This is a genomic window from Vibrio sp. D417a, from assembly GCF_030248595.1.
Taxonomy (GTDB): Bacteria; Pseudomonadota; Gammaproteobacteria; order Enterobacterales; family Vibrionaceae; genus Vibrio; species Vibrio alginolyticus.
This window is the reverse complement of record NZ_JAHGAM010000035.1, coordinates 37431-49364: the sequence shown is the minus strand read 5'-3', so window position 1 is coordinate 49364 and position 11934 is coordinate 37431. Positions and strand designations below refer to the sequence as shown.

The window sequence follows — 11934 nt, the reverse complement described above, 5'->3', positions numbered from 1 at the left end:
TTCAAATTTTTCTTTAGACACGATCGTGTTCCTTCCTAGTTATGATTCGTCGTGATCATTATTGATCGACGACGCGCCAGAAATTGTTATTTTATGCGCCAACGCCCGTTAGCGCAATATTTGGACGCCCTGATCTCGCAAAAAGTCGTAAACTTTTTGCAGTTCAATCGTCAATTAGTAACCACGCTCTGCAATAATTTTATCTGCGAAGTTTTTCGGCACTTCAGCGTACTCGTGAAACTCCATAGAGTAAGACGCACGGCCTTGAGTTGCAGAACGTAGATCAGTTGCGTAACCGAACATTTCGGATAGTGGTACTTGAGCACGGATGATCTTAAGACCAGCCACACCTTCGTCCATGCCTTCAATGATACCGCGACGACGGTTTAGGTCACCAACAACGTCACCCATCCAGTCTTCCGGAGTGGTTACTTCGACATTCATCATAGGTTCTAGAATCACAGGTTGTGCTTCTAGTGCACCTTTCTTGAATGCCATCGAGCCAGCGATCTTAAACGCCATCTCGCTTGAGTCTACATCGTGGTAAGAACCATCAAATAGTGTAGCTTTAATATCTAGTACAGGGTAACCCGCTAGAACACCACTATTCATTTGCTCTTCGATACCTTTCGATACCGAACTGATGTATTCCTTAGGAATCACACCGCCCACGATTTCGTCTACGAATACGAAACCTTCACCAGGCTCAGAAGGCTCAAGTTTGACCCAAACATGACCGTATTGACCACGACCACCTGATTGACGAACAAACTTACCTTCAACTTCCGCTTTACCACGAATGGTTTCACGGTAAGCAACCTGAGGTTTACCAACGTTACAATCAACGCTGAATTCACGCTTCATACGATCAACGATAATGTCTAGGTGAAGTTCACCCATACCTGAGATCAGAGTCTGACCTGATTCGTCGTCCGTTTCCACGCGGAATGATGGATCTTCCGCTGCTAGTTTACCTAGCGCGATAGCCATTTTCTCTTGGTCTGCCTTAGAACGAGGCTCTACAGCAATCTGAATAACTGGTTCAGGGAACTCCATGCGCTCTAGAATCACTTTGTGGTTCTGATCACACAGTGTGTCACCTGTTGTTACGTCTTTCAGACCGATAGCAGCTGCAATATCACCAGCGCGAACTTCTTTCACTTCTTCACGCTTATTCGCATGCATCTGAACGATACGACCGAAACGCTCTTTCTTCTCTTTTACTGAGTTGTAAACAGCGTCACCCGAGTTTACAACACCGGAGTAAACACGCATGAAAGTTAGCGTGCCCACGAATGGGTCAGTCGCAATCTTAAACGCTAGCGCTGAGAAAGGTTCGTTGTCGTCAGCATGACGCTCAACTTCATTTTCTCTTTCGTCGACACCTTTAATTGCAGGTACGTCAACAGGCGATGGCAAGAACTCAACTACTGCATCCAGTACCGCTTGAACACCTTTGTTCTTAAACGCACTACCACAAGTAGCCAGTACGATTTCGTTATTTAGTGTGCGAGTACGTAGAGCTTGTTTGAGCTCAGCTTCAGTCAATTCACCTTCTTCAAGGTACTTGTCCATCAGCTCTTCGCTAGCTTCAGCAGCGGATTCAACCATGTGGTTGCGCCACTCTTCAGCAAGTTCAATCATGTCAGCTGGGATGTCTTCGTAAGTAAACGAAGTGCCTTGATCGGCATCATTCCAGTTGATCATTTTCATCTTGATAAGGTCGATGACACCTCTGAACTCATCTTCCGCACCAACGTTCAGCTGGATTGGAACAGGAGTCGCACCAAGACGATTCTTAATTTGGTTCACAACGCGTAGGAAGTCTGCGCCCGCACGGTCCATCTTGTTTACAAATACCAAACGTGGAACGTGGTATTTGTCTGCTTGACGCCATACAGTTTCAGACTGAGGTTCAACACCAGATGAGCCACAGAACACAACCACAGCACCATCAAGTACACGAAGAGAACGCTCTACTTCGATAGTAAAGTCAACGTGTCCAGGGGTATCAATGATGTTTACGCGATGCTCAGGGAACTGTGCTTCCATACCACGCCAGAATGTAGTAGTCGCAGCGGATGTGATAGTGATACCACGCTCCTGCTCCTGCTCCATCCAGTCCATGGTTGCTGCACCATCGTGAACTTCGCCGATTTTGTGAGAAAGGCCAGTGTAGAACAGAATACGCTCAGTTGTGGTTGTTTTTCCTGCATCTACGTGAGCACAGATACCGATATTACGGTATAGCTCAATAGGAGTTTTACGAGCCACGATTGTATCCTCTTACTAAGGTGTACCTTAGAGTATAGAAAAGTGCTGCGAGAGAACCTCGCAGCACAGAAGGTATTACCAACGGTAATGAGCGAACGCTTTGTTTGCGTCAGCCATGCGGTGAACGTCTTCACGTTTCTTAACCGCAGTACCTTTGTTCTCAGACGCGTCTAGCATTTCAGCAGCTAGGCGTTGAGCCATAGATTTTTCACCACGCTTGCGCGCAGCTTCAACCAACCAACGCATAGCAAGTGCGTTACGGCGAACCGGACGTACTTCTACAGGTACTTGGTAAGTTGAACCACCAACACGGCGAGATTTAACCTCTACCGCTGGGCGAACGTTTTCAAGAGCTTCTTCAAAAATAGCTAAGTGGTCTTTACCAGACTTTTCAGCCATAGCATCTAGTGCAGTGTAAACGATTTTCTCTGCAGTAGATTTTTTACCGTCAACCATTAGGATGTTAACGAATTTTGCCAGCAATTCAGATTTGAATTTTGGATCTGGAAGGATCTTACGCTGACCAATGACGCGACGACGTGGCATGGATTTATCTCCGTTGTCTTCTTCAGGTTTTATCCAAAACTTTTCAGTTTTTTCAAAAAATTAAAAATAATTTAGTGTTTGGCCTTACTTAACGGAATCCATTAAGACTTAGGACGCTTCACACCGTACTTAGAACGACCTTGTTTACGGTCATTTACGCCAGCACAGTCTAGTGCGCCGCGAACAGTGTGGTAACGCACACCTGGAAGGTCTTTAACACGACCACCACGGATTAGAACAACTGAGTGCTCTTGAAGGTTGTGACCTTCACCGCCGATGTACGATGTAACTTCGAAGCCGTTTGTCAGACGTACACGACAAACTTTACGAAGTGCTGAGTTAGGTTTTTTAGGTGTAGTAGTGTAAACACGAGTACATACACCACGTTTTTGTGGGCACGCTTCTAGTGCAGGCACGTTGCTTTTAACAACTTGCTTTGCACGTGGCTTACGTACCAACTGGTTAATAGTTGCCATTAACTAGCTCCTGATTTACTTGAAAGTAAGCTTTGTGAAAAATCTATCCCCAACTGCCAATGCAGTTAGGGACGCAAAATTCTATGCAGCAGTGAGAGGTGTGTCAAGAAATATACGGATCTTTTTTGTTCAATTAGAACAATTCATCCGTAAAGCTTTGTCGACAGCAAATCTTGTTCAATCCCAAGTTAGGGATTTATCCTGTTTTGCTGTTAGTTCAACGAAGCCTGAGTAATTCACAATCGTCAGCGATGGACTGATACGATTTGCAATACCGCGAGCTTGCGCATCGCTCTCTAACACAAATACGCTGCGGTTTTTTAGATGGGAAAATGCTTTATGTTGCGAGTTAGCAGCGTACACTGCATCTTCTATAAGTAAGATGTTATCCTGTTCACTGCATAAGGGCATGGCGTCTTCTAGAGCAGAGACTGTTTTTATGATGTGTAACATAACTTCCTCAAAAAGACAGTAGCTTGCCAGCGTGTTGTAACTTATCTTTGAGCTGTTCTGAGCTTAACGCTTGGGCTTCAATGACTAAATCCGCTTGCGCCAAACCTCGCTGGGTTAACGACTCTGAACACACAAAGACTTGTTCGATGTCGTATAAATCGAAAAGCTTTAACATCGGCGCGTAATCTTTACTCAAAATATTGTTGGGGTCTTGCCCGAGTAGAAGCTGGTATACCCCGTCACCCATGAAAATGACGCTGATATCTTCACAGTAAGCCGACGCGGCTAACAGTGCATCCACACCTTCACGACCAGCTGCACAGCCATGTGGCGCACTACGAAATAGATAAGTTAACTGACTCAAAACTGTACCACTCTGTCTTGGGTTAACATCGCTTCAGCTAGGCTACCTAAGCCTGCTTGTTCAAAACCATCGGCTAGATTGTTCTGAACCAAACCATGTTGATTCGCTTCTTCTTCACTTACAATCCCGCGACGCAAAGCGGCCGCGACACAAGTTTCTAGGCGAACACCATGCTCTTTAGCCAAAGACTGCCACGCCTTATTGAGATCAAATTCATCGTTGGCTGGCACACTCAAAGCAGTACCATTAGTCACACCATCTTGATAAAAGAAGACGCTCACTAGCTGATGGCCTTGCTCTATCACCGCTTTGGCGAACTGATAAGCACTGCGCGCTGACTGGCTGCCATAAACGGGACCATTCACCACTAACGTGTAAGTCAGTTTACTCACCTTTCATCATCCTCGGTTTTACGTTGACGAATGTACAAGTAAACGGTGTGTTTTGAAATATTAAGGCGATCCGCGACACGGTTGATGGCATCTTTAATATCGAAGATACCTTTGTCGTACAACTCCATCACGATCTGGCGATTTTTGGTGTTGTTAGACACGGATTTATCCGCATTAATCTCTTCGATGGTGCGTTCAACAGTTTGGTCCACCAGCTCTTCTACGTCACTAGCAAAGTTGACCGAGGAAGCCGCTTCTTTCGCTTCTTGCGTCGGCATGAAAGACTGAAGAACTTGCGAGAAAGGCGCATCCAAGTTGACGTTGATACACAACAAACCAATCACGCGATTTTCGCCATTACGAATGGCGACAGTAATCGACTTCATCAACACGCCACCTTTTGCACGGGTAAAGTACGAACGTGAGAAGTTGCGCTCCGAGCCTTCGATGTCTTTTAGCATCTTAAGCGCTAAATCAGTGATTGGTGAGCCGACTTGGCGCCCCGTGTTTTCACCGTTAGCGATTTTAATTGCAGAGGTATTTAAGTCTTCTAGAGAGTGAAGAACGATTTCACAAAATGGACCTATCAGGCTGGCGATACCATCCACGACCGCCTCATAAGATCTTAAAATGATTTTGTCGTGCTCGGTAAACGGCATCACGTTAACGGATTCCATTTCGAGCAACATCTCCGCGTTTATTGTTTCTGTAGTTGTCATAAGCCTTCGAGCGAAAAATCAACAAATTGGTGTAAGTTTATCAGAAAATTTGAAAAGCAACCTAGCAAACTCACCAACTAGTGACCTAGAACAAAAAAGGCCCGTTAAACGGACCTTTTTCAATAACTTATCGCAGCTTATTGTTATTGCTCTGCGTTGTCGTTCTCAACTTTTAGCAGCTCAACTTCAAATACTAGCGTTGAGTTAGCAGGAATGCTTGGTGTGTCTTGGTCACCGTATGCTAGCTCTGGCGGGATAACGAATTTGAATTTAGAACCCACAGGCATTAGCTGAACACCCTCTGTCCAACCTGGGATTACACGGTTAAGTGGGAACGTTGCAGGTTCACCACGATCGTATGAGCTGTCGAACTGAGTACCGTCGATCAGAGTACCTTTGTAGTGTACTTGAACCGTATCAGTGTCTTTTGGCTTCTCACCTTCAGCTGGTGTCATTACTTGGTATAGAAGACCTGTATCTGTCTTCACTACGCCTTCTTGCTTCTCAAACTCAGCTCGGAAATCATCGCCAGCTTTTTTCGCTTCAGCTGCTTTCTCAGCCGCTTGTGCTTGCATCTTTTCTGCAACACGCTTGTCTAGAGATTCTAGTGCTGCACGTGTTTCTTCTTCATTCAATTCAGCATTGCCTTTGAAGACGTCTTCGATACCTTTTAGTACCAAATCTTTGTTAAGATTAATGCCGATTTCGCTTGGCTTGTCGATGCTTGTGCTTAGGTAGTTAGCAAATGAAACACCGATTGCGTATGCCGCTTTGTCGTCGTCGGTTTTAAAGTGAACCGCTTTACCGGTTTCTGCTTGAACTTGTTCTGCTTGAGGTGCGGTTTCTGTTTTAGTTTCTTCTTTCTGACAACCTACCGCTAGCATAACTGTTGCAGCAAGTAGCGACACTTTTAAAACTGATTTCATTAAATTCTCCCAATAATGGCTCTGCCATTGGTTGTTGTGCACAAATCTTCTATGAGACTAGTGAAGACAATCGTTATACCAATATACTAGCTATATGTCTTAAGACACAAACCGGATTATTAGATGTGATGCAAAGAATTTTTCATTTATTCCTATATTTAATTGTCATCACCACGTTAAATGGTTGCTTTTTCGCCGAGCGTGAAGTGCAGCGTTGGCCGATAGAACCTCAAGGTGCGACGAGCTTCGCACTTAGCAGAGATGGACGGTTTGCTCTGCTCTATTCTCAACAACGTCATTTGATGTTGTGGGACCTAGAGCAAAATGAACAACTAGCCAACCTGGGTGAACTCGATGCCGATGCCAATGTGGTTTCCCATATCCGCATATCTGACAATGGTCGCTACGCAATTACAGCAAGCCAAATGAACTTCGCAGTTTGGGACCTAGGCTGGACGCAATCCGAAGGCCTTTGGTCTATCTCTGATGCGCTCATTCGCGACGTTGATATCACCAGTAATGGTGAACAAGTTCTGCTTGGGTTATCCAACGGTAAAGCAATTTATGTCAACTTAGTCACCGGGCGTCGCATGGAGTTCCTTGCGCATCGTGAAAAAGTCAATTCCGTGGCCATTTCTCCTAATGGTCGCTTCGCCCTAACCGGAGGTAATGACTATAAAGCGTATCTGTGGGATACCGAAACCGGACAAGTACTACGAACCTTCGAACATGAACAACGAATTGTTCGCGTGGCCCTGCAAAGAGATGGAAAATTAGCAATGACATCTGATGGCGGAAACCAAGCGATTGTTTGGAATTTAAAAACTGGACAAGAAGTCACACAGTTGAGCAGTTGGTCACGCCAATTAATTTTCTCTACCGCACGATTTTCTGACGACGGGACTCAACTAGTCACAGGAAGCCCTTCTGGCCGTGTGTCGATATGGGATACTCAAACCGGAAAACGAATGAGTGGATTTGAAGTGGAGCCCAAAAAAGACACTCGCCCTCCCCGTGCGGTCGTGTATGATGCAGCCTTTGATTCAAAACAACGCGTAATTACTGCTACTTCAGCAGGTATTGCCCAAGCTTGGCAGTTAGAGAACGGATCATGACAGAAAAAATCATTCAGCAATTGGAAGCACGCATTAATGACTTAGAATGTCAGCTTGCGTTCCAAGAACAGACTATTGAAGATCTGAACGGAGCTTTATCGCAGCAACAACTGCAAATTACCAAGATGCTCGATCAGATGAAATATGTGGTAGGTAAAGTAAAAAATATGGACTCGTCGAATTTAGCCGATCCGTCAGAAGAAACCCCACCACCGCATTATTAAAATGCAGGCTCAAATAGCATAAAGCCCAGAACATGTTCTGGGCTTTGTTGTATTAATTACTTAAGAAGGTACTCAAGAGGAAGCTATTCGTCGGCGTAGATTTTAACGCTCAGCTCGCCTTGCGTATTAATGCCTGCTCGGTACATGCCAGAACTGTTCATCGCAAAGTGCATCTCACCTTTAGCATCAATGGCAATCAAACCGCCCTCTCCGCCCATCTGTTTGAGATCACCTTGGATAATGTGTTCACAAGCCGTATGAATATCTTCTTGTAAGTAACGCATACGTGCTGCAACGTCTTCCGCAACACGTTTACGAATAAAGAACTCGCCGACACCCGTAGTGGAAACTGCCACGACGCCATTTTCGGCCACCGTACCACAACCAATAAGAGCAGAATCTCCGACTCGGTTGTATTTCTTATTCGTCACGCCACCCGTACTGGTGGCAGCGGCTAAGTTGCCTTGTTGGTCCAATGCCACCGCACCAACCGTACCGTGCTTACGGTCATCTGGGTAACGAGATTCCGACAAAGCAAACAGTCCTTTCTCACGCATAGACAGTAACTGCTCATAACGGCGATCAGTAAAGAAGTAATCTTGCTCGGTATACTCATGACCTTGCTCAAAAGCAAACTTCTCTGCGCCCTCACCCACCAACAACACATGATTGCTGTTTCGCATCACGTCACGAGCGAGCTCAATTGGGTTTCTGATATGACGAACCCCAGCGACCGCACCTGCTGCAAGGTTTCGCCCATCCATCACAGAAGCGTCCATTTCTACCATTTCGTTGTTGGTCAGCACTGAGCCTTTACCCGCATTAAAGTTAGGAGAGTCTTCCAATACTTTCACTGCCGCTACGACGGCATCTAAGGCTTCACCGCCCGTTTCTAGAATTTGATCTCCCGCTTTTACCGCAGCTTCTAAATCCGCCAAGATGGATTGTTGCAGCTCATCGCTCATCTGTTCACGCAAGATGGTGCCTGCACCGCCATGAATGGCAATCGAGAAAGGTTTCGTCATCGCTTTGTCCAACTGTTATTCCTTGTATGGTTGGCACTACACCTTAGATAAACAAAAAGCGCAAGTTGAAAACTCAACTTGCGCTTTTCAAAGCTTTGCTAGATAAGATTATCTAGTGAAGGCGCTTATGATTAGTGAGAACCACAGCTACCGCCGCCACAGCAGCCGCCTTCTTCTTCGTGATCGTGGTCATGATCGTGACCACCACAACAGCCACCACCTTGATGGATGTGACCGTGTTCGATCTCTTCTGCTGTTGCTTCACGTGTAGACATAACTTCTACTTCGAAAGTTAGTGTTTGACCAGCTAACATATGGTTACCGTCAACAACCACTTCGTTGCCGTCAACTTCTGTTACTTCAACAGGGATTGGACCTTGGTCAGTGTCAGCTAGGAAGCGCATGCCCACTTCGATTTGCTCAACGCCTTGGAACACGTCCGCAGGAACGCGCTGTACTAGCGCATCGTTGTGCTCACCGTAAGCTTCTTCAGGAGCTACCGTTACTGAGAACTTGTCGCCAGCCACTTTACCTTCAAGTTCTTTTTCAAGACCTGTGATTAGGTTGTTGTGACCGTGAAGGTAATCTAGAGGTGCTTCTGCTGTTGATTGATCAACAACGACACCGTCTTCCATCATTACTTTGTATGCAAGGCTTGCAACAACGTTCTTTTCAATTTTCATACTAACTCCAGGGAGATTAATTGACTTAACCTGAATGGGGTTAAGTACTGAGATATCTGGGTGTATTATGGGGATCAATTATCGAAGTTCAATTACTCCGGCTTAAAAATTCCGATCATTTCCTGATCTGAGTGTTTATTTTTCTCTACAGATTGTGGTTTACGCTGCTCTGTAAACTCACACTCGACACACTCAACTAACTCGATGTTATTTTCAATCCACCAGCGCAGGGTATCTTGCTGGCTGCAATTTGGGCAGCTAGCGCCGGCAATAAAACGTTTCTTGATTTTCACGCTATTTCCTTAGCTTGAGTCTTGGCTCAAGTACTACTTCCAATGATTAGGTGACTGATGGTCGCTCTCCATTTCACGACCAAATATTTCTTCTAGCTCTTTGCGTGCCTCTTTCGCCCTTTGAGCTAATTTCTTATCTTCATTGTGTTGAGGCAATAAGTCCTTAAGCATAGCATTATCCAACTTGCGAAAATGTGCTTCTGCCCGCTTTGCTTGATAAGGATGCATACCCAGTTCTACGAGCGCTTGGCGACCGAGATCTAGCGCCCCTAAAAATGTTTCACGAGAGTAATTCTCTACACCATGACTCATTAACTGGTAAGCCTCGACACGGCTTCTTGCTCGGGCTAACAACTTAAGTTTCGGGAAGTGCACGCGACAAATGTCCACGATAGCCATCACCTCATCAGGTGAATCAGTACAAATAATCAATGCTTCCGCTTTATCAGCGCCAGCAGCCCTCAATAGGTCAATTTGTGTAGCATCGCCATAAAACACTTTGTAACCATACTTACGTAATAGGTGGATTTGGCTGGCATCACTTTCTAATACTGTCACTTTGATTTTATTGGCATACATTAAACGTCCGACGATCTGACCGAAACGTCCAAAGCCTGCAATGATAACGCGTGGTCGGCGATCCACGACTTTCGTGGTCATGCCCTCTTCTTCTTGATTCAGGGTATGAGCAAACCACTTCTTTTGTCCCATCAGCAAAAGAGGAGTCGTCACCATGGATAGACTGACCACCACCAACAGAAACGCCACTTGCTCTTTGGACAAAATGCCCTCTTGGCTCGCCGCGGTAAATATAACAAAGGCAAACTCACCGCCTTGGCTCAAAATTGCAGCCATACGGCTTCTCGCTTTGGCTCCGACACGGGCAGCTCTCGCCAATGCATACAAAACCAAACCCTTAACCACGACCAAAGCCACCACCGCACCGAGAATCTCTAAAGGATGTAATGCCAATAACCCCAAGTTTACCGCCATGCCCACCGCAATAAAGAATAACCCCAACAACAGACCTTTAAATGGCTCGATAGCGATTTCCAACTCATGGCGATACTCACTCTCTGCCAGCAAAACGCCTGCTAAAAAAGTCCCCAATGCCATCGAAAGGCCGAGCTTTTGCATCACGACCGAAATGCCAAGCACGACTAAAAGTGCAGCAACGGTAAAGAGTTCACGAACGCCGCTCATCACGACAAAACGAAATAGCGGACGTAGTAAAAAGTGACCACCAATCAACAGTGCTACCACACTGCCTAAAATAGTGAAGACATCCAACCAACTTCCACCACTATGCCCGCCTGCTAGCAAGGGCAACATCGCCAGCATCGGGATCACTGCAATATCTTGAAAGAGCAGCACCGCAAAACCAGATTGCCCCGTTTCGGTACCATTAAGCCCTTGCTCTTCAATGACTTTAAGCGCAATCGCCGTCGAGGACAGCGCCAACCCCATCCCGATCACTAAACTCACTTGCATGCTTACGCCAAACATACTGACGACACTACCAATCACGGCGGTCGTGACCACAACCTGCGCACCGCCTAAACCTAAAATCGGCCCTCGCATCTGCCACAATTTTTTAGGGTTTAATTCCAGCCCTATCAAAAACAGTAACAACACAACCCCAAGCTCGGCAAAATGCAAAATGGCATCAACGTCGCTAATTAAGCCAAGCCCCCATGGGCCAATCAACACACCAGCGAGTAAATAACCTAAAACCGAGCCAAGCCCAAGGCGCTGAGCAATCGGCACCGCAATAACCGCAGCCGAAAGAAAGACCACACTGCTTTGAAGAAACTCACTGGTGATCGCCATACTGACCTCCTCGATCTGCCGCTTGCCAGTTTTCAAGTGGGTTACTCAGCCATCCACGGTATAACTCGGCATGTTCGTAGCGTTCAATATCTGAAACATTTCTTGACCAATACAACACCAGTGGTTCAATCCAGTGCATCTGGCATAGGGCTGCCGTCAGTTCAAACGGTTGCAAGATTTGCTCAAGTGGGTATTTGTTGTACCCCTTCGCGCTGAAGGCTTCTTCTTTACCACCTGTTGTAATGACACTGCGCCAGTATTTTCCTTCTAGCGCCGCACCTCCGCCAAACGCAAAGCCTTTACCTAACACTCGGTCTAGCCACTCTTTTAATAGGGCTGGACATGAATACATATAAAGTGGGTGGTGAAATACGATCACATCGTGAGCGAGCAACAACTCATGTTCATAATTCACATCAATAAAGAAATCGGGGTAAACACCGTAAAGATCGTGCACAGTGACGTGATCAAGCGACTGAGCTTTTTTTATCATCACTTGATTGGCAATCGAGTTATGTGGCTCTGGATGAGCATAAATGACCAGAACTTTTGGGAGAATAGACGGTGCAACAGCCAAATGGTCGTCCTTGTGGTTATTTTTATCCGTTATCAAA

15 protein-coding genes are annotated in these 11934 nt (G+C 45.9%); 2 read left to right on the top strand and 13 right to left on the bottom strand.

The window, feature by feature from the left end:
- Positions 1–174 precede the first annotated feature (174 nt).
- From fusA to fkpA, 8 genes are all read right to left on the bottom strand, one after another.
- Positions 175–2274, bottom strand: coding sequence for an elongation factor G (gene fusA, locus KI742_RS21940; RefSeq protein WP_005382794.1), 2100 nt, complete (start codon positions 2272–2274; stop codon positions 175–177).
- A gap of 75 nt (positions 2275–2349) precedes the next feature.
- Positions 2350–2820 carry a 30S ribosomal protein S7 gene (rpsG, locus tag KI742_RS21935; RefSeq protein WP_005382796.1) on the bottom strand — a complete coding sequence of 157 codons (471 nt, stop codon included), beginning with the start codon at positions 2818–2820 and terminating at the stop codon, positions 2350–2352.
- 101 nt (positions 2821–2921) lie between these two features.
- Positions 2922–3296 (bottom strand): 30S ribosomal protein S12, encoded by a 375-nt coding sequence (gene rpsL, locus KI742_RS21930; protein ID WP_004399892.1) that lies wholly within the window; start codon positions 3294–3296, stop codon positions 2922–2924.
- Positions 3297–3473: 177 nt separating this feature from the next.
- The gene (tusB, locus tag KI742_RS21925; protein WP_115386340.1) at positions 3474–3749 is read right to left on the bottom strand and encodes a sulfurtransferase complex subunit TusB; all 276 of its coding nucleotides are present in this window, start codon (positions 3747–3749) and stop codon (positions 3474–3476) included.
- 7 nt (positions 3750–3756) lie between these two features.
- The gene (gene tusC / locus KI742_RS21920) at positions 3757–4113 is read right to left on the bottom strand and encodes a sulfurtransferase complex subunit TusC (RefSeq protein ID WP_054702275.1); all 357 of its coding nucleotides are present in this window, start codon (positions 4111–4113) and stop codon (positions 3757–3759) included.
- Positions 4110–4505: a sulfurtransferase complex subunit TusD gene (gene tusD, locus KI742_RS21915; protein WP_017821752.1), complete on the bottom strand. Its 396-nt coding sequence runs from the start codon at positions 4503–4505 to the stop codon at positions 4110–4112. Before tusD ends, tusC begins: the two co-directional genes overlap by 4 nt.
- Positions 4502–5224 carry a transcriptional regulator gene (locus KI742_RS21910; RefSeq protein WP_005382804.1) on the bottom strand — a complete coding sequence of 241 codons (723 nt, stop codon included), beginning with the start codon at positions 5222–5224 and terminating at the stop codon, positions 4502–4504. The genes tusD and KI742_RS21910 overlap by 4 nt, the downstream gene beginning before the upstream one ends.
- A 143-nt stretch (positions 5225–5367) precedes the next feature.
- A complete protein-coding gene (gene fkpA, locus KI742_RS21905) occupies positions 5368–6150 on the bottom strand; it encodes an FKBP-type peptidyl-prolyl cis-trans isomerase (protein WP_017821751.1) in 783 nt (260 codons plus the stop codon).
- A gap of 128 nt (positions 6151–6278) precedes the next feature.
- Here fkpA and KI742_RS21900 point away from each other — a divergent pair, with 128 nt between their 5' ends.
- Complete coding sequence (locus KI742_RS21900) at positions 6279–7265, top strand: WD40 repeat domain-containing protein (RefSeq protein WP_017633742.1); 987 nt, start codon at positions 6279–6281, stop codon at positions 7263–7265.
- Positions 7262–7489 carry a SlyX family protein gene (locus tag KI742_RS21895; protein WP_005381455.1) on the top strand — a complete coding sequence of 76 codons (228 nt, stop codon included), beginning with the start codon at positions 7262–7264 and terminating at the stop codon, positions 7487–7489. Before KI742_RS21900 ends, KI742_RS21895 begins: the two co-directional genes overlap by 4 nt.
- An 83-nt stretch (positions 7490–7572) precedes the next feature.
- Here KI742_RS21895 and KI742_RS21890 read toward each other — a convergent pair whose 3' ends face one another.
- From KI742_RS21890 to kefG, 5 genes are all read right to left on the bottom strand, one after another.
- Positions 7573–8514 (bottom strand): isoaspartyl peptidase/L-asparaginase family protein, encoded by a 942-nt coding sequence (locus KI742_RS21890; protein WP_115386342.1) that lies wholly within the window; start codon positions 8512–8514, stop codon positions 7573–7575.
- A gap of 131 nt (positions 8515–8645) precedes the next feature.
- A complete protein-coding gene (slyD, locus tag KI742_RS21885; RefSeq protein ID WP_005381451.1) occupies positions 8646–9197 on the bottom strand; it encodes a peptidylprolyl isomerase in 552 nt (183 codons plus the stop codon).
- A gap of 92 nt (positions 9198–9289) precedes the next feature.
- Positions 9290–9490 carry a YheV family putative zinc ribbon protein gene (locus KI742_RS21880; RefSeq protein WP_005381449.1) on the bottom strand — a complete coding sequence of 67 codons (201 nt, stop codon included), beginning with the start codon at positions 9488–9490 and terminating at the stop codon, positions 9290–9292.
- Positions 9491–9523: 33 nt separating this feature from the next.
- A complete protein-coding gene (kefB, locus tag KI742_RS21875; protein WP_017633740.1) occupies positions 9524–11320 on the bottom strand; it encodes a glutathione-regulated potassium-efflux system protein KefB in 1797 nt (598 codons plus the stop codon).
- Positions 11304–11897 carry a glutathione-regulated potassium-efflux system ancillary protein KefG gene (gene kefG / locus KI742_RS21870; RefSeq protein ID WP_005381444.1) on the bottom strand — a complete coding sequence of 198 codons (594 nt, stop codon included), beginning with the start codon at positions 11895–11897 and terminating at the stop codon, positions 11304–11306. Before kefG ends, kefB begins: the two co-directional genes overlap by 17 nt.
- Between the last annotated feature and the right edge of the window lie 37 nt (positions 11898–11934).